This window comes from Mucilaginibacter sp. CAU 1740 (assembly GCF_039839285.1).
Classification (GTDB): domain Bacteria; phylum Bacteroidota; class Bacteroidia; order Sphingobacteriales; family Sphingobacteriaceae; genus Mucilaginibacter.
In genome coordinates, this window is record NZ_JBDOQS010000007.1 from 179,228 (window position 1) to 196,628 (window position 17,401).

General features: G+C 44.3%; 20 protein-coding genes. 10 read left to right on the forward strand and 10 right to left on the reverse strand.

The genetic code is table 11. The annotated features are described in order from the left end of the window. The 5 genes from AAFN85_RS16650 to AAFN85_RS16670 are packed head-to-tail and all read left to right on the forward strand — an operon-like array spanning position 1 to position 3,589. Complete coding sequence (locus AAFN85_RS16650; RefSeq protein ID WP_347528732.1) at positions 1 to 192, forward strand: hypothetical protein; 192 nt, start codon at positions 1 to 3, stop codon at positions 190 to 192. After that, entirely contained in the window at positions 189 to 1,097 is a 909-nt protein-coding gene (locus AAFN85_RS16655) for a cbb3-type cytochrome c oxidase N-terminal domain-containing protein (RefSeq protein WP_347528733.1), read from the forward strand. Before AAFN85_RS16650 ends, AAFN85_RS16655 begins: the two co-directional genes overlap by 4 nt. Positions 1,098 to 1,102: 5 nt before the next feature. Beyond that, positions 1,103 to 2,476, forward strand: coding sequence for a cytochrome c oxidase accessory protein CcoG (ccoG, locus tag AAFN85_RS16660; RefSeq protein ID WP_347528734.1), 1,374 nt, complete (start codon positions 1,103 to 1,105; stop codon positions 2,474 to 2,476). Between the two features lie 4 nt (positions 2,477 to 2,480). After that, entirely contained in the window at positions 2,481 to 2,903 is a 423-nt protein-coding gene (locus AAFN85_RS16665) for a FixH family protein (RefSeq protein ID WP_347528735.1), read from the forward strand. Next, positions 2,900 to 3,589, forward strand: a complete 690-nt coding sequence (locus AAFN85_RS16670) for a sulfite exporter TauE/SafE family protein (RefSeq protein WP_347528736.1) — start codon at positions 2,900 to 2,902, stop codon at positions 3,587 to 3,589. Before AAFN85_RS16665 ends, AAFN85_RS16670 begins: the two co-directional genes overlap by 4 nt. A gap of 588 nt (positions 3,590 to 4,177) precedes the next feature. Here the strand turns inward: AAFN85_RS16670 and hemN are convergent. From hemN to AAFN85_RS16700, 6 genes are all read right to left on the reverse strand, one after another. Beyond that, positions 4,178 to 5,539 (reverse strand): oxygen-independent coproporphyrinogen III oxidase, encoded by a 1,362-nt coding sequence (gene hemN / locus AAFN85_RS16675; RefSeq protein WP_347528737.1) that lies wholly within the window; start codon positions 5,537 to 5,539, stop codon positions 4,178 to 4,180. A gap of 4 nt (positions 5,540 to 5,543) precedes the next feature. Beyond that, the gene (locus AAFN85_RS16680) at positions 5,544 to 6,569 is read right to left on the reverse strand and encodes a 2-hydroxyacid dehydrogenase (protein ID WP_347528738.1); all 1,026 of its coding nucleotides are present in this window, start codon (positions 6,567 to 6,569) and stop codon (positions 5,544 to 5,546) included. Positions 6,570 to 6,651: 82 nt separating this feature from the next. Continuing rightward, positions 6,652 to 7,704: a response regulator gene (locus AAFN85_RS16685; RefSeq protein WP_347528739.1), complete on the reverse strand. Its 1,053-nt coding sequence runs from the start codon at positions 7,702 to 7,704 to the stop codon at positions 6,652 to 6,654. A gap of 2 nt (positions 7,705 to 7,706) precedes the next feature. Then, entirely contained in the window at positions 7,707 to 8,888 is a 1,182-nt protein-coding gene (locus tag AAFN85_RS16690) for a PAS domain-containing sensor histidine kinase (protein ID WP_347528890.1), read from the reverse strand. A 146-nt stretch (positions 8,889 to 9,034) separates the two neighbouring features. Beyond that, the gene (locus AAFN85_RS16695; protein WP_347528740.1) at positions 9,035 to 9,409 is read right to left on the reverse strand and encodes a hypothetical protein; all 375 of its coding nucleotides are present in this window, start codon (positions 9,407 to 9,409) and stop codon (positions 9,035 to 9,037) included. Positions 9,410 to 9,562: 153 nt separating this feature from the next. After that, on the reverse strand, positions 9,563 to 10,255 hold the full coding sequence (locus AAFN85_RS16700) for an OmpW family outer membrane protein (RefSeq protein ID WP_347528741.1): 693 nt from the start codon (positions 10,253 to 10,255) through the stop codon (positions 9,563 to 9,565). Positions 10,256 to 10,483: 228 nt separating this feature from the next. Between AAFN85_RS16700 and queD the strand changes: the two genes are divergently transcribed. Both queD and AAFN85_RS16710 read left to right on the forward strand, forming a co-directional pair. Further along, positions 10,484 to 10,840: a 6-carboxytetrahydropterin synthase QueD gene (gene queD, locus AAFN85_RS16705; RefSeq protein ID WP_347528742.1), complete on the forward strand. Its 357-nt coding sequence runs from the start codon at positions 10,484 to 10,486 to the stop codon at positions 10,838 to 10,840. 76 nt (positions 10,841 to 10,916) lie between these two features. Then, the gene (locus AAFN85_RS16710; RefSeq protein ID WP_347528743.1) at positions 10,917 to 11,774 is read left to right on the forward strand and encodes a universal stress protein; all 858 of its coding nucleotides are present in this window, start codon (positions 10,917 to 10,919) and stop codon (positions 11,772 to 11,774) included. A gap of 64 nt (positions 11,775 to 11,838) precedes the next feature. On the opposite strand, the gene AAFN85_RS16715 is transcribed toward AAFN85_RS16710, so the two are convergent. Then, positions 11,839 to 13,389, reverse strand: coding sequence for a hypothetical protein (locus tag AAFN85_RS16715; protein WP_347528744.1), 1,551 nt, complete (start codon positions 13,387 to 13,389; stop codon positions 11,839 to 11,841). A 517-nt stretch (positions 13,390 to 13,906) separates the two neighbouring features. Here AAFN85_RS16715 and AAFN85_RS16720 point away from each other — a divergent pair. From AAFN85_RS16720 to AAFN85_RS16730, 3 genes are read left to right on the forward strand one after another with little or no spacing between them, the layout of a single operon-like run. Further along, positions 13,907 to 14,494 (forward strand): class I SAM-dependent methyltransferase, encoded by a 588-nt coding sequence (locus AAFN85_RS16720; protein WP_347528745.1) that lies wholly within the window; start codon positions 13,907 to 13,909, stop codon positions 14,492 to 14,494. Then, on the forward strand, positions 14,491 to 14,994 hold the full coding sequence (locus AAFN85_RS16725) for a hypothetical protein (RefSeq protein WP_347528746.1): 504 nt from the start codon (positions 14,491 to 14,493) through the stop codon (positions 14,992 to 14,994). The genes AAFN85_RS16720 and AAFN85_RS16725 overlap by 4 nt, the downstream gene beginning before the upstream one ends. A gap of 11 nt (positions 14,995 to 15,005) precedes the next feature. Further along, positions 15,006 to 15,362, forward strand: a complete 357-nt coding sequence (locus tag AAFN85_RS16730; protein ID WP_347528747.1) for a diacylglycerol kinase family protein — start codon at positions 15,006 to 15,008, stop codon at positions 15,360 to 15,362. Between the two features lie 20 nt (positions 15,363 to 15,382). Here AAFN85_RS16730 and AAFN85_RS16735 read toward each other — a convergent pair whose 3' ends face one another. From AAFN85_RS16735 to AAFN85_RS16745, 3 genes are read right to left on the reverse strand one after another with little or no spacing between them, the layout of a single operon-like run. Then, positions 15,383 to 15,784 (reverse strand): DUF1634 domain-containing protein, encoded by a 402-nt coding sequence (locus AAFN85_RS16735; protein ID WP_347528748.1) that lies wholly within the window; start codon positions 15,782 to 15,784, stop codon positions 15,383 to 15,385. Between the two features lie 11 nt (positions 15,785 to 15,795). Then, positions 15,796 to 16,629 (reverse strand): sulfite exporter TauE/SafE family protein, encoded by an 834-nt coding sequence (locus AAFN85_RS16740; protein WP_347528749.1) that lies wholly within the window; start codon positions 16,627 to 16,629, stop codon positions 15,796 to 15,798. Between the two features lie 4 nt (positions 16,630 to 16,633). Beyond that, positions 16,634 to 17,281, reverse strand: a complete 648-nt coding sequence (locus tag AAFN85_RS16745; RefSeq protein WP_347528750.1) for a FadR/GntR family transcriptional regulator — start codon at positions 17,279 to 17,281, stop codon at positions 16,634 to 16,636. Positions 17,282 to 17,401: the final 120 nt, after the last annotated feature.

Here is a 17,401-nt window from a genome sequence, read left to right on the forward strand (position 1 = left end):
ATGTTTAAACAATTCACAGAAAACGTTTCGGGTACCCAGGCGTACCTGTTGTTCTCGCTCGGTATTTTCCTCGTATTTTTTATAGTAGTAGCCGTTCTGCTTTTCAGGCTCAGGAAACAACATGTAGACCATATGAGCGAACTGCCCTTAAATGATAGTCAAGGCGAATCACTTAATACCTACAATTTATGAAATACTTCCGCCTGCTAATTTTAATTGTACTGATAGTATCGGTACAACCCGCCATGGCCGAAGACGATGGCCTGATCCCGGCAAAACTCATGAACGAAATAGGGTATGGGGCCATTATAGGCATGCTGGCATTATTCATCTTGTCAATGCTGGTGCTGTTACGCGCTCTCAAAGCTTTAACGCGCTTAACCCTAAAATCACAAGGGTATACCGAAGAGCAGATCATTGCCGAACTGAAGCCTGCCAAAAAAGCTAAAAAACCTAAAGGCGAGGTTTGGAATAAGCTGCTCTCGCTGAGGCCGCTATCCGAAGAAAGTGAATTAATTATTGAGCACGATTACGATGGGATCCAGGAGTTGGATAACCCCATACCGGGCTGGTTTATGTACCTGTTTTATATCACCATTATTTTTGCGGTGGGGTACATTTTAACTTATCACGTATTTGGCTTCGGTCAGTTGCAATATGATGAGTACAAAACCGAAATGGCGCAGGCCGATATCGCCAAGCAACAATACCTGAGCAAAGCCGCCAACCGTGTTGATGAAAATACAGTTAAGCTGGTAACAGATGCTACCGTTTTAGCTTCGGGGCAGGCCATATTTAAACAAAGCTGCGTGCCCTGCCACGGCGATCATGCCCAGGGCGTAGTTGGCCCCAACCTTACCGACGATTATTGGCTGCACGGCGGTAAAATAAACGACGTATTCAAAACCATCAAATACGGCGTGCAGGCCAAAGGTATGCCGACCTGGGAAAAACAGTTATCGCCTAAACAGATCTCGGATGTAGCCAACTACATCAAATCGTTGCATGGTACTAACCCCGCCGGAGCAAAAGAGCCGCAGGGCGAAAAGGAAACAGATAACATCGGCACAAAAGATAAAGCGACAGCAAAACTATAACGATCATGAACGGCTTACTGGCGGCAAAGGATACCGGGAAAAGGCAATGGATGTACCCGCAGGTGCGTAAAGGCAGGTTTTACAAATGGCGAAGCTGGCTAAGTTACTTTTACCTGTTATTCTTTTTCGCCGGGCCGTTTTTGCGGGTGGGTGGCAGGCCGCTGTTGCTGCTTAATGTTATCGACAGGCAGTTTGTACTGTTTGGTCGGGTTTTTTGGCCGCAGGATATCTTCCTGTTTGTGCTGGCATCATTAGTGTTTTTGGTTTGCGTGGTGATATTCACAATTGCGTTTGGCCGTATTTTTTGCGGGTGGATATGCCCGCAAACCATTTTTATGGAGATGGTTTTCCGGAAGATAGAGATCTGGATTGAGGGAGATGCCAACAAACGCAAAAAGCTGGATGCCGGGGGATGGACACGGGAAAAGATCACCAAAAAAATAAGTAAGCATGCCATATTTGTGCTTATCTCGTTTCTTATAGCCAATACTTTCCTCGCCTACATTGTCGGCAGCGAAAATTTGATCAGGATAATTACCGAGCCTGTAGCAGCGCATTGGGTTGGCTTTATCAGTATCTGGGTTTTTACCATTGTGTTTTATTTAGTTTACAGCCAGGTACGTGAGTTGGTTTGTACACTTATTTGTCCTTACGGCAGGTTGCAAAGCGTTTTGATAGATCAGCATACACTGGTAGTGGCTTACGATGAGGTACGCGGCGAACCAAGGGGCAAACTAAGTAAAGTAGCGGATCCCTTTAACCTGAAAGGAGATTGTGTAGACTGTAGCCTTTGCGTAGCCGTTTGCCCTACAGGTATCGATATCCGTAAGGGAACCCAAATAGAATGCATCAACTGCACAGCCTGCATCGACGCCTGCGACCAGGTGATGGATAAAATAGGCAAGCCCCGTAACCTGATAGGCTACTTCTCCGAAAACATGATCCGCCTTAAAGAGAAACCAACTTTTACCGGCAGGATGATGGCCTATACCGCGGTGATAGCCGTTTTAACAAGCGTGCTAAGCTATTTTATCTTCAGCCGTACAGATATGGATTTAACAGTTATGCGAAGTGCCGGGATGCTTTATCAGCAGCAGCCGGGCGGTTACATCAGCAATATTTATAACGCCGAGATCATCAATAAAACAGATAAGGACAAAACAATAACTATTATACCCGATGACCCATCCGTCAAAATAAAATACATTCAGGCACCCGGTGTTATCGGCAAAGGCGGAACAGAAAAGACAGTCTTTTTCGTGATGCTACCGGCATCGCAGATCCATACCGCCAAAACCAGGATCCGCTTAAAGCTGGTAGTTAACCACCAGATGATCCAAACAGTAAGCACCAACTTTATAGGGCCAACAAATGATTAAACAAATGAATTGGGGAAAAGGAATTATAGCAGGGATGGTGGTTTTTATGCTGTTCATCCTGAGCATGTGTATCTATATGTTTACCGTACCGGTTGATGATTACGATCACCAATACTACGAAAAAGGGATGAGCTTTAACCATGACCATGACCGTGAAGAACAGGTAATAAAAGATCATGCCGAACCGGTAATAACACAAGCCGGCGAGCAACTCCGATTTGTATTTGCGGGGCCTATGAGCGGAAAAATAAGCTTCATGAGGCCTTCGGATAAAACGCAGGACCGATTATTTAAACTCGATAACACGGGTAAAAACTCCGCAGATATCAATTTGCAAGGTATGGCCAAAGGCCCGTGGCAATTAACGCTGGAGTGGGAGAGCGGCCATAAAGCTTACCTGTACCATAAGGAAGTATTTATAAAATGAGCAACAACGAGATCGCGTTTTTTATTGGCCTGTTTGGCAGTGTGCATTGCATAGGCATGTGCGGTCCGCTGGCTTTTGCCGTGCCTGTTTCGCAAAACCGCTGGTGGTATGTTGTAGCTGATAAATTGTTGTACAATACAGGTAGGGTAATTACCTATACTTTTTTAGGATTGCTGATTGGTTTTGTAGGTAAACAGCTATGGCTTTACAATTTGCAACAAGGTGTAAGCCTGATCAGCGGTATGCTGATCATTACGGCCGGTTTTTCGCGCTTGTTTAAACTACAAATAACGGGCTTAAAGTTTACACCTCACTTATTAAAGCCGGTTAACAGGCTTTTGCAATATGCTTTGCAACACCGTGCAGGGCATTTGGTTATTGGATTGCTTAACGGTTTTTTGCCTTGCGGTTTTGTGTACCTGGCCTTGGTTGGTGCTGTTAATACCTCGTCGCCCGCAAACGCGGCAAGTTATATGTTTTGGTTTGGCGTAGGTACATTTCCGTTGATGCTGGCGGCTACCATCAGCTCAGGCTTTGTGGGGCCGGTTGTTAGGCGGAGGGTAAATCGCGCTATGCCTTATTTGATGGTGTGCCTGGGCTTTTGGTTTATTTTGAGGGGATTGAATTTGGATATACCGTATTTAAGTCCTGCTAAGCAATCGTCTTCGGTTGGTGTGTGTCGATGAATTTTAAGGACACAAAGTTGCGAAGGAGGCAAATTTTTTGGTTGGATTGTTTAAGATTTTAGGCACGCAAAGGCGCGAAGACGCAAAGTTTTTTGGGGTTGAATAGTTTGAGGTTTAAGTGCGCAAAGGTTGCGAAGACGCAAAGCTTTTGGTTTCCTACCTGATCAAAAGAATATGTCAGTTACCTCATAATATGTTAGTAGAAGGATGTTTCTCTGTCAGCAGGGAAGCTTCGGGTGAAAGCGGGCAGAACGATGGTGGCCTTGAGCGATGGGAGGGCATAGCTACTTTTTGCAGAAGCGTAGGGCTACGAGCGAACGCAGTGGGGCAAAATTTAGCAGCCCGTGGTTCTGCCCGGTTTGCAGGGTAAAGGCAAGCGTAGGGATAGTGCAGAGGCAAGCGCGCAAAGAAGCCTCCTGCTGACTTGACTTTTTGGGCACTTTTGTGTCAAGACAAAAGTGCCTGGCCCCGCCCGGCCAAGAGGGCGACCGCGTTAGTTTATAGCGAGATACTTGTTGTGAGCACTATCGTTTGTTGGTTACTTCTCACCCGCTTTTCTTTGTGGCCACGCGCTCATGCTAATCTATATCAGATTGCCATACTAAACAACTGCGTAGCCGGTTTATTAGCCCAAAGTCTGGCGTCAAGCGCCATACAAATATTGCGTAAAAAATTCTTGCCTTGGGGTGTTACTTTTAGCCCCCATGAGTTAAGTTCTATCAACCCATCATCAGCCAATGGTTGCAGTCTTTCAATCCCATCAAGTAATGCTTCGCATGGTTCAGTGTGATGGTTCCAGTTGGTTTGTCCTTTGCACATAATATCCTGGATATGCCTGCGTACTACCATATCGTCATAAGTTAACAGGTGGCCTTTAAAAACAGGCAGTTCGCCGTTTTTTACCAGCTCCAGGTATTCTTCAACAACTTTTACATTTTGGGCGAATGCATACTGCGAATCGCTGATGGATGATACACCCAGTCCAACCAGTAATTGAGTATGCTGATGCGTATAGCCCATAAAATTTCGATGCAGGTTACCCGCCTGCTCGGCCAGCAGCAACTCATCGCCCGGTAAGGCGAAATGATCCATTCCAACTTCAAGATATCCATAATGTTTTAACAGCGACCGGCCAACTTCATATAGCTTAGTTTTTAACCTTGCATCAGGCAAGTCAATTTCAGTAAATCGGCGCTGACCAGGTTTTATCCATGGTACATGTGCGTAGCTATAAAATGCTATCCTGTCGGGTTTTAAAGCGGCTACCTCCTGTAGGGTTGTTGCCAAACCTGCTAATGTTTGTAAAGGCAAGCCATAGATGAGATCATAATTTATAGAGGTGTAGCCGATGCGCCGGGCCTGACCGGTAACCGCGCGCACCTGTTCAATACTTTGCTGGCGATTAATGATAAACTGAACTTTAGGGTCGAAATCCTGGATGCCCAGGCTCAACCTCCGGAAGCCGAGGTCATATAAAGCCTGTAGATGATCTACTGTAGTATTGGCCGGGTGGGCTTCAAAGCTAAAGGAAGCGTCCGAATGAATTTCAGCGTGCAGCAAAATGGCACTTATTAAAGCTTTCAAATTAGCCGGACTAAAAAATGTAGGCGTCCCTCCACCCAAGTGAATCTCCCGGATAACCGGCTTTTTGCCAAAAATATTTTTGTACATCGCCCATTCCAGTAGCAGCGCTTTAATGTATGGTTCTTCAACCCGGTGGTTTTTGGTGATGCGGGTATTGCAGCCGCAATAGGTACACAGGTTTTCGCAAAAAGGTAAGTGGATGTATATGCTGATACCTTCCTGCGCGTTACTTTCATCGAATGAACGCTTTACTGTTTTTATCCATTCCCCTTTATCAAACGCAGCGTTGTCCCAGTATGGCATGGTTGGGTAACTGGTGTAGCGTGGCGCGGCTACGTTGTATTTGGCAGTGAGTGATTGTTCCATAAGATTAAATTTTAATGGCCGTTGGCAGGGTAACGCGGCAGCTATTGGCACAAGCGCAGTTGTCGCCGGTGCATTTATTTTGCTGCCATTGGTCGAGGTTGCGGATGGTTTTATCGGCTATTTCCTGCAGGGCTTCTTTGGTTAAATAGGCCTGGTGAGGGGTTATCAGTACGTTAGGATAGTTTAATAAACTATGCAGCAATGGGTCTTTCACCTCGTCATTTTCATGATCTTCAAAAAATAATCCTTTCTCAAATTCATAAACATCTAGGCCGAGGTAGCCGATTTTACCGCTTTTTAGGGCAGCTATGGCATCAGTAGTCCTGATAAGCGCTCCGCGCGATGTATTGATCAGCATCACGCAGTTCTTCATCCGGTTGATGGTGTCGTTTTTGATGAGGTGTTTAGTGGCAGTTGTAAGCGGCAAATGAAGAGAGATGATATCGGCATTAGCCAGCAACTCATCTAAAGTTACCGATGTAATATGCTCTGCATCCGCCGGAAAGAAAGGATCGTATGCGATAACATTGCAGCTAAGCCCGTTAAAGATCCTCGCGGCAGCTTTGCCTGTATTGCCCAAGCCTATTAGCCCAACAGTTTTACCTGCAAAATTAAAACCTATCAGTTCGTCGTTCCTGAAATCAAAATAATGGCTATGCTTATCGGCCCTGATAATTTGCCGGTTCAGCGCGAAAGCCAGCGCTACGGCATGCTCAGCAATAGCCTGGGGCGAATAGGATGGAACGTTGGCAATACTGATGCCATAGGTGGCGGCGACCTGCTTGTCAATATGATCTGTTCCGGTAGAACGGGTAATGATCAGTTTAACACCATAGCCTGCCAATTGCTCAATAACCGGGGCCGACAAATCATCGTTGGTAAAAACAATTACAGCGTCTTTTCCCTCAGCAAACACAGCTGTATCGGCGCTTAGGGAATTTGATATTAAGGTAATATCGTGCTTTTTTTGGTTGGCTTTGGCCAAAAATTCCTTCTCGAAGGGTTTAATACTGTAGGCTACCGCTTTCATTCGCAATAATTTAATGTAAACAAAATTAAGCCCGGTACTATGCCCTATGAATGAGCCGCGTCAGCCCGAAAAGTGATGTTGATCAGTTTCTCATTTTTGTAAGACGGGTTATATCCAAAATAGTTATCACACTCCCTTTTTTATCAATCAAGCCTTCATCCTTAAAATCAGATAAGGTACGGCTTACTGTTTCTGTTGCCATACCAGCCATTGCGGCCAGGTCTTCCCGTGAGATCTTGAAACTTTCAGTATCATCGGTGTATTGTTTTTGCAGCCTCAACATCGCCTCGGCCATCCGCTTGCGCACCGAATGATAGGCCAGCTGTAGTAACTGTTCTTCTTTTTCGCGTATGTTGTTGGCCAGCAGGCGGATAAATTCGCGCGCTACATCGGGGTATAAATTCAATAATTCATCCAGCTGATCTTTTGGGATGAGGCAGAGCAGGCTATCCTCCAGTGCGGTAGCTGTTTCGCTGTAGGGTTCGTTAGCTAAAAAGGAGTGGATGCCGATGTATTCTTCGGCGGTGTAGATGCCGGTCATCAGTTCTCGGCCATCTTCGGCCATTTTAGTGGTTTTGATGCGGCCTTTTATCACCAGGTAAAGGCCGTTACCTTTATCGCCCTCGTAGTAAATTACCTGGTTCTTTTTAAACTGCCGGGATTTGCGTTCTTCAATTACCCGTTTTAACTCGGTAAGCCCCTTGTTTTTAGCCAGCAGCACATTCAGGTTATCCAGCGATCTGCTGTAAAAAGTTTGCTGTGCTTCCTTCTTTTTCAACCTGCTTTCAACCGCGTTCAGCAGTTCTATATCATCAAAAGGTTTGGTCAGGTAATCGTCGGCACCCATTTCCATGCCTTTACGCAGGTCAAGCCGTTCGGCTTTGGCTGTTAAAAATATAAAAGGGATGGCAGCCGTTGCCGGGTTTTTATTCAGCATGTATAATACGCCGTAGCCATCAAGCTCTGGCATCATAATATCGCATAAAATAATATCGGGGATGTGATTGGTTGCTAATTCTACGCCGTGGCGGCCGTTAGCTGCTTCCAACACGTTGTAACCGGCAAGTTGCAGGATCTCAACTACGTTTTCGCGGATATCGGTGTTATCTTCAATAATTAGTATCTTTTTACTCATTGTTAGGGGAATGAAATGGTGAATAGGGTGCCTTTATTAACACTGCTTTTAAAAGCTACGTTACCGTTCATGAGGCGTACATAGCGGGCAACAATATGTAACCCCAGCCCGGTACCCGGAATGCTGCCGGTGTTGTGCGCCCTGAAAAACGCTTCGAATAAATGTTTCTGATCCGCCTCGGGGATACCTATGCCGTTATCTTTTATGGTGATGCTGCAGCCGTTTTTGCTCAACTCAGTATTAAACTCGATAAAAGTATTTTCGCCCGAGTATTTGATGGCGTTGGCTATGAGGTTGATGATGCAGTTTTTAAGCAGGTTAAGGTCCAGGTTAACTTTGCTGTTGCTGCCGGTGTGCTGGTAAATGATGTTCTGATCTTTTTTGGCTATCAGCTGCATCTCTTCGGTGATCTCCTCAGCCAGTTTAACCAGGTCGAAGGTGGTAATAGATGGCTCAACGCGACCGGCTTCCAGCTTTTCATGCGAAAGGAAATCATTTAAAATGGTAGTGAGATTACCCACCGCGTTCTTGATCTTGCTTACATGCTTGCTGATATTTTTGCCTGGCGATTGCCCTGCGTATTTTTCAATAAGCGAGGCCGAAAGCTGTACAGCGCTTAAAGGCGTACGGAACTCGTGCGATGCCATCGAAACAAAACGGCTTTTTAGCTGACCGAGTTCTTTTTCTTTTTCCAACGAGATGCTTACTTCCTCTTTTGCTATCTCCAGTTCTTTAACCGATAGGCGGAGCGATTGGGTGCGCTCTTCCACCACATCTTCCAAATGGGCAGCGTACTCTTTCAGGCGATCTTCTGCTTCCTTTTCGCGGCTTAGGTCATGAATAAAACCCGTGTATATTTTGCGCCCGGAATATCTTACTTCACTAACTGCCAGGCGAAAGGGAAAAACGGTGCCATCTTTCCGCAAACCGGTAACCTCCCTGCCAATGCCGATGATATGCGCCCGGCCGGTATGCTGGTAACGGTTGATATATTCATCGTGTTGTTGCTGATCGGGCGGAGGCATCAGTACCGATACATTTTTACCGGTTACCTCGGCCGGGGTGTATTGAAAAAGTTTGCAGGCCGAAGGGTTAATGGATTCTATCAATCCACGTTCATCAATGGTGATGATGCCATCTATAGCATTTTCAATAATCGCGTTCAGCAATGCCGCACTTTCCATATAAACCGGTAGCCATTTCAGGTGGCAAACAAATATCAATTAGCTGCGGCAGGCAGGGAATAATGATATTCAGTTTAAAAAGTGATATTCGTCATTTTTTAAACTGAATGTTTTGATAGGCGGTGGATGTAAAAGCAGAAATCAATTTAAGCGCATTGGGCCACAAACAGGTCAAAATCCCGACGTAGCGCGTTTACTGATTCCTGTAGCGCTACACATTCGTTATTTAGCGTGTCAAAAATTTTGAGGGTATTATCGATGGTATCTTCACACATCATTTCCTGTGTTAAGCGTATATCGTTCTCACGGATGATGACTCTTAATTTTTCGATATGATTTTTACGGATGATCATGCGGCTTTTAAAGTACCCGGCCTTTTCCAAAACATCAGCATCAGTAGTTTCTTCCGCTATTTCATCCAGTTGCTCTTGCAGCATGAATAGTTCAAAATGATAAAAATCCAGTCTTCGCAGCCAATCCTGGTGAAGGAGGGTGGGTTGTTTTATACTGATTTGTTCCATGTTGTAATGGTACCGATCATCTGTTTGAAAAAAAATGACTTTCGTCACCTTTTTTATTGATTTGTATCATTAATTAAAAAATTGCCCTTTACGCAACAAAGGCCGTGCTGTATTTGCCCGGCCTTTTAATAGTTTTATTATAAACTTATCACATTACTTTATCCGATATCCAACGCCTATGCCAAGTACCCAGGGCCTGATCTTTACATCCGCAGCAATGTTTTGCAATACCGGTGCTAACGCCTGGTTGCTCGCAGGTGTTAAATTAGCCGCGTTCACCGTTGCGTTTGTATTAAGAAAAAGCTTTTTTAGGTCGATATTAAGAAATACTGTTTTGCTGATATCGTAATCAATACCTGCCTGCGCCGCGAACGAGAATTTATTTTGATAATCTATGCCTTGTACAACCGGCCCCTTATCGGCATTGTAAAATATAGTGTAGTTGGCCCCAGCGCCAATATAAGGTTTAAATGCTGTGCCTGTAGGCAGGTGATATTGCAGGGTTAAGGTTGGGGGCAATAACCAAACCTTGCCAAGGTTAACATCGGCAGATGAGCCGCCACCAATAGCTGTGAGGTTTGAACCCTGCGTTTTTACTTTGTGCTTTGAGGTACCGAGGATCAGTTCGGCCGAAAAGTTTTTGGCGAAGAAATAGGTGATATCCAGTTCGGGCACATAGGCGTTGCTGATATTGATATCGCCACCAATAACACCAATTTTAGCGCTTTCTTGTGGTAATATGCCGATAGCGCGCAAGCGGATATCCCACTCATTTTTTTGCTGTGCAAAAGTGTTTAAGCCACAAAACAGGCACAGGGTCAGTACGCATAGTTTTAAAGTTTTCATAATATATCAGATTTAATTATGGCTCAAAACTATGCGGGCTACCTTGGTGGTTGCATGATGTTAAGCAGCCTATGTGCTGATGTTGATCATTGTTGTATGGGCTAAAAATGCATCTACATAAAGTATTTAAATAATCAATGATGAGGGTTTTAATTTTTCAAAACCCTCATCATATCGCAGTAAATCAACTTCGCGTAACCTTGCGGCTTTATTATTCATTATAACTTTATGATCATTTATCAGCATTTTACTTTTGATGCCGCGCACTTTTTACCGCATGTACCCGAAGGGCATAAATGTCGCAACCTGCATGGGCATACCTATCACCTTACACTTTATATAGAAGGTGAAATTTTGGAAAAGGAGGGCTGGATTTTGGATTTCTCAGATTTGAAAGATGTTGCCATGCCGGTGATAGGTTTACTTGACCATACGTTGCTGAATAACATTGATGGCCTTGAAAACCCAACAGCCGAGCTTTTGGCTAAATGGATGTGGCGGAAGCTAACTCCCGAATTACCCGGTTTAAAGCGGATAGAGCTTAAAGAAACGCCTGCTTCTGGTGTGATATACGAGGGAGAATAACAATTCGTTTAACCATCATTATTTAACGCGGCAAAATCAGCCAGTTTTGTGGTGTCAAATAATCACAACCTTAAACATGAAAACACTGCTTGTTGCTACCGATTTTTCAGCCAATGCAAGGCATGCCGCTGAATATGGCTATCACCTGGCCAAACAGATCAAAGCCGATGTTGTACTGTGTAACGCTGTTATTGTCCCTGCCGAAATACCTCAATCGGGCTTGGTGGTATGGCCAATGGATGATTTGGAAATGCTGCTTCAGGATAGCACAAGCCAATTGGCAATTGAGAAACTACACCTCGAAGCCATGGCTCATTCCGACATGTTTAAGCCGGGGATATCTGTCATTAACGAATCGGGGGTAGTTACCGATATTGTAGATGGGTTTGCGGCAAACAACCCCATATCAATGGTGATAATGGGCACGCACGGCGGCGGCATGAGTAGTTTTCTAATAGGTAACCACGCCAAAAATATGATCGAAGCTACAACCAAACCGCTATTACTCATCTCGCCCGAAACAAAGCTTCTTCCTGTAAAAAAAATAGCTTTCGCTACGGATTTTGCCAATCCTGATGAGGACATGGAAAGCCTGTTTGATCTCATCCCTTTCGCTAAAGTGTTAGGTGCCGAGATCCTGCTTACTCATATCCACGAGGAGGAACAGGTTAGCCACGAAGTTAAACAAGCGATAACCCATTTCATGACCGAAATATCCAACAAAGCAAACTACCCGCAAATATACTATCGTAGTGTGCAGAACAGCCATATAGAGGAAGGGCTAAGCTGGATCTGCGAGCATGGGCATGTTGATATGCTGGTGATGGTTCACCGCCCGCATAATTTTATTTACCGGTTGATAAAAAGCAGCTACAGCGAAGAAATGGCGGGCAGACTTGATATCCCCTTATTAGTGCTGGCTGCTAAAAAGTAACCTTAATAAAATGTAAACGCGGCCTGGTTATCTGTAACCAGGCCGCGTTTTTTGCTATATATTTCTATTGAACTTTTACCGATGATATAACATCATTAGCGCTTGGACTTAAAGTACTTAAGTTTGATTTGTCGCCGGTTATCGTCCATGAAGTGCCGCTGAAATTATCGTCGGAATATAAAATCACAGTCCGGCCTGGCGGAACTTTTACCGATGATGCCCAATCGTTAGGGACGCCTTTAGCTGCCAGTTGTGATAGGGTATAGGTGCCCACCTGTAGGGGCTGGCCCATCCCGCCAACATAATTGTTGCCCTCGTAAAAAATAACTCCATTAAACGGTGTAGGCTCTGCAGTGGTGTAGGGAATCTGTCCTTTTAGCATTTTACCGCCGTCGTTCACCAGCCTCAGGTAAAAATCTGATGATACGTGGGTGCCGTCGGCATCAAGCGTTAAAAAGTATTTTCCTGTGGGGATCATCGAGGCATCTTCGGCTACTTTAAAAATAGATGTAGCTTCGTTCAACTCGTCAAACATGGCTATGTAGGCGCTCGGTACGCCAGCGTTTTTAAACGTGGCAAATTGCGCCCATAAAAAATCGCCATGGTTACGCGGGAATTGATTTTGGGGTGATGCCGCGCCATTGGTATTATAAAACGCCGTTCCCGGATATGCGCAGGGTTGATAATCCATTCCGTTGGCGTTACAAAAATCACGGTCGCCGGTTACCCATGGCGCATAGCTGGCATCAACCGCCCTGCCAACAGCCCAGCCCGATATCATATTAAAAGCCTTATAAGCATCAATAAAACCGGCTTTCGAATCGCCTGTGCCGGTACGCCACTGGCCCGGAACAGAACCAATTACATAGCACCCCTGCGCCTTAAACCAATTGATGAGATCGAGCGCGTCTGTTACGCTTGATGGGTGGCTTGCATAGCCCAAGCCGTAAATACACACTACCGGTTTACCATTTTGTTTGGCATAAGCGCTTGAATTGAGTAGGTTAAGGCTGCCTACGATGGTATTTGTCCAATCGGTTTTTAAAACGGCGAGGTTGCCCCAGCCAGATACATCATACATTATATAAAACTTGCGGCTGTAGGTTTGTGCCGCGGTTTTAACCTTGGTAGCCATGCCATCGCGTTGTGCTTTAATGCTGCTTCCGGGCGTAATTTCATTGGCAAAGCGTTGCAGCGCGGCGCAGTCGATGCCATATTGCTGCATCCACTGAAAATGGGTATTAACTGTTGATTGATCGTAGGAGGAGAACATTTTAGCGGGCTGTCCATTACCTAAATTACCGGTGTAACCAAGTTGTCCTACACCGGCCTGGCTAAACGGAGTACCCGAATAAGTGTTGGCATATTCCCTGGTATCGGGCCACATTTCCAGGTTATCGTGCCCCCAGGCATTTACCGGCGAGCCATCACCGGCGGCAGAGAACCATCCCTGGTAGCCCACGGTGATCTTACCAACCACATCGCCCACCGGCGATCCGAAAATTTCGCTTTTTGAACCGGATGCATCGGTTGGTTTAACCTGCAGTTTATTTTTTGTGCAGCTGAAGCTTAACGGCAGTACAGCTGCCATCATGATAATTAAGTTTTTCTTCATAAGGTAATAATTGGTGCCATAACGGCTTTTAATTGGTTTTGGTTTATAACAATAAGGCGGCCATCAAACCTTTTTATAGCCGCAGTTTGGAGTTGTTTGGTTTTTAGCTATTTATCCATAGGCATGTGTTTTAATTAAACTTGATGATGTTAATTGGGTGTTTTGATTTTGGGGAAGCTTGTGATAGATGTGTTATTGTTTTCGTTTCAGTGTTGGTATCTATTTTGGTGGTTTTTTGACGAAAACAAATTTCTTTTCAGGAATTAATTTTTATTTAATTCTGAATTAGAAATTAATTAATCTGAATTTTTTTCAGGAATAGGCCGAGAAATAGCTAAGACTTATAGAAAAGTTTATCGTTTGATAAATAGAACACAAAGAACTTTGAAATTAAAAGTAAATTAGTAATTTTGCTTCATTAATACGGCAATTAAACATGCCGAACCTTTACCTTATTACAAATTCATCCAACGCCGGGTTAGTGAAAAGGGGATAGGGAGCATAATTTATAATTACTATGAGTGAGCAAACCAACATCTTTTACAATAGGTTCTCCTTTTTCTATCCCGTTGTGGATGTTTTCCTTAAACCTCAAAAGGAAAAATTATTTAGCGAAATAAATCTTCTGCCCAATGGCAGGCTATTGGAGATAGGCGTAGGTAACGGCGCTCATTTCTCGTTGTATAAAAAGCACCACATTACTGGTATAGATACATCCGAGGCAATGCTTAAAATAGCCCAACGAAACTGCCCCGGGAATATCCAGGTTTTGAAGATGGATGGTGCTGCCTTGTTGTTTGATGCCGATACGTTTGATTATGTTGTTCTTTCGCACGTTATAGCGGTGGTGGATGATCCCGACCAGTTGTTGAAAGAGGTGATGAGGGTATTGAAACCAAAAGGGAAGGTATTTATCCTTAATCATTTTACGCCCGATAACTGGCTTAACTATATCGACCGGGCCTTTAGCGCCATCGCGAAAAGACTTCATTTCAAATCATTTTTCCGTATAGGAGATGTTATTCCCGCCCAAAACTTCACGTTGCTAAAAGAGTACCCGTTTTGGTTATCCTATTTTAAACTTTTAATCTATCAAAAAAAATGAGGAAGATCTATATACTCATTGCCCTTGCCTTGCTTATCAGCTTATTCATTTATCTATTTTATCGAACAGAAAAAACATTGGTGACCGAGGTATTCATCAGGCTGATCTCCATAAATAATTATAGAAAATTAAAGGCCGGGGTACTACAAATGCTCCCTTTAAGTGATATTGTAGTTTACTCTTTGCCCGAAGCATTGTGGGTATTTTGCATTACACTTACCTCCCGCACTTATTATTTTGAATTTTATAAAAGGAGGATAGAGTGCCTGTATATCCCGCTTCTATTTTGTGTGGGACTTGAACTGTTACAGTTGGTACATATTACAAACGGCCGGTTTGATTTTATGGATATCGGTTTGTCGGCCGTTTTTTGGATCTTAGGCCGCTATATTTTACCCGGTAAAGCCGAAAAACATAACCTCATTACCCGACCAAACTTAAAAATGATGGTTTGCCTGGCCAGCTATGGTATAGTTTATTTAGCGCACGTTTTTAAATAACACAAACCCGCATGAACAAGATCAAAAAACATTTGGCAAGCTATAAATATTCGGTTAGAGGGATATTGGTAGCATTCAAGGGCGATCAGAACATGTTTTTTCACCTCATCGCCGCTATTGCTGTAGTTATCACAAACTGCTTGCTAAAGATCAGCCGGACAGAGTGGCTCATCACCATTATCCTCATTAGTTTGGCCTTGATGGCCGAGCTTTTCAATACCGCTATCGAAAAGCTGGCCGACTGTGTTACCCGGGAACAGGACCCACTAATTGCCCAGGTAAAAGATATAGCATCTGGCGCGGTATTGATAATTTGCGGCGGCGCTGTGGTATGCGCGCTTATTATCTATTTACCTTATATTTTGTAGCGTCACGATAAATGCCCGCCTTATACTTTCAACCCGCCAATTGTACTGAATAGCATCACACCAAGCACTATAGTTGTGATAACTACATAAAGCCAATCTTTCTCTAAACCAAAACCAAATAATGACAGCGCTATCCTCAAAACCGGGGTAGCTATCAAAACCATCACCCCAAACTGTATGATCCCTTTGGCATTGAACTGAAAAGTACTTGAAATAATGCCGCCGAAGGTGGTGTAGTTAGCATCCTCACCGGCAAAGTGATGATATGAAGGAATTGGTGCCGAACCATGCTGAATCAGAAACCAGATGCCGCCGAGCAATACGATACAACTCGCGGTTATTACACCGGTACGCAACAGGCGGCCTACAAGCAATTCGATGTCACGATCCCCAAGGCTTTTAGTTTTATTATTTGTGTTCATGATCTTCTCAATTAAAATTTGTGTTGAAATCCGTTATACATCATTTCGGCGGCTACAAAAACTATGGCCGCGCAGAAAATGTAGCGCAGCACTTTAGGGTCGAGCCGTTTCAATAGTTTCGCGCCTGTAAAAGCGCCGCCCAATACGCCCAGTACTACCGGGAAAGCGATAGCCGGATCCATATAGCCGCGTTGCAGGTAAACTACCGCGCTGGCCGCAGCAGTTACACCTATCATAAAATTGCTGGTAGTGGTGCTCACTTTAAAAGGAATGTGCATGGTGGAATCCATGGCCAATACCTTAAGCGCTCCTGAGCCAATTCCTAACAGGCCAGATAGCACTCCGGCCACAGTCATGATAGAAAACCCGGCGCCAACATTTTTAAGTTTATATTCAACCGGGCCATCAGCGGTTGGATAACTGCCGTTAAGTTTTAAAAATTGCGAAGTTTTGCTCCCTTCTGTAAGTGCAACCTGATTTTTCTTCCTTATGGTCATGGCTGCCGAAAAAAGCAGGATACAACCAAAAAGTATGGCGATGGTGTTGGTAGGGGTATACACCGCCAGCACCGCCCCAATAACCGCCCCAACAGTAGTGGCAATTTCCAGGAACATGCCTAAACGGATATTGGTGATGCCTTCTTTTACATAAGCGCTTGCTGCGCCCGATGAGTTGGCGATAGAAGCAAGCAGCGCCGCGCCGATGGCATAGCGGATATCTACATTGAATACCAGGGTTAACAAAGGTATTACAACTACGCCGCCGCCAAGGCCGGTTAATGAACCTACCAGCCCTGCCAGGTAGGCCCCGGCCAGTAATATCAGTGTGAAAGTTAATATAGTCATGGTTTTAATAATTATTCTTTAAAATTTCGGTGGTTACCTGGCGTGCGGCTTCCGCATCGCCTTTTAATATAGCATTGTAAAGGGCCTCATGCAGGTAGTGGCTCATGGCAAAGTGGTTTATGCCTTGCTTTTCGCGTTTCTCAAAAAAGTCGCGGATTATTACGGTGAAGCTGTGGTACAGATCGGCCAGTACGCTGTTTCCAGAAGCTTTTGCAACGGCGGAGTGAAAAGCCAGATCGGCCTCAATGCAGGGCAGTCGCTGTTCGGTCATGATGGCATCTTTACGTTGTTGAAGCCGTAAGCTAATTTCCTGAAGGTTATTTTCTGTACGATTTTTTGAAGCCAGTGTAGCTATTTCCAACTCAAGCATTTGGCGCACGGCGTTGATATCATCAAATGCGGCACGTTTTAAACGTTGGTCTATATTTTCAGAATCGGATATGGCATTTACAAATGTTCCTGATCCCTGTTGCACTGTTAATACCCCCGCATCAGCTAACGATTTGATAGCCTCACGAATGGATGAGCGCCCAACAGCATATAATTCCATCAGTTCAAACTCCGAAGGCATTTTATCACCCTCTTTCCATTTTCCGGCCGCAATATCGTTTTTGATAAGCCGGATAATTTTGTTGCTCAGTTTTTCTGCCATTGTTAAGTGATTTAACAATGCAAATATATGATGTTAAATTAAACATCTGATGTTTTAATTTAATTCTATTGTAATTTTTGAATTGGGGGGATGGTATAGGAAGTTTTTGGGAATTGGTGA